This is a genomic window from Streptomyces sp. NRRL S-244 (assembly GCF_000717915.1).
Lineage (GTDB): Bacteria > Actinomycetota > Actinomycetes > Streptomycetales > Streptomycetaceae > Streptomyces.
The window spans coordinates 1-207 of record NZ_JOCX01000073.1 but is presented as its reverse complement, the minus strand read 5'-3'; the positions used below and the strand labels follow the sequence as shown (position 1 = coordinate 207).

The 207-nt window shown below is 67.6% G+C and carries 1 protein-coding gene; it reads right to left on the bottom strand.

Going from position 1 to position 207, the window contains the following annotated elements; all coding sequences use genetic code 11:
* The coding region (locus IF02_RS0132010) for an ATP/GTP-binding protein (RefSeq protein ID WP_030163354.1) at nt 1-207 on the bottom strand (207 nt) is incomplete at both ends.

Here is a 207-nt window from a genome sequence, read left to right as displayed (position 1 = left end):
GGCACCGATGGCGCCGCGGACGAGGTCGTCCCACATGAACCAGAAGCGGTCCTGTCCGGGGGTGCCGAACAGGTACAGGATGAGGTCCTGGTCCAGGGTGATGCGGCCGAAGTCCATGGCGACCGTGGTGGTCGTCTTGTCCCCGGTGTGGGTCAGATCGTCGATGCCGGCGGACGCGGACGTCATCACGGCTTCGGTGCGCAGCGG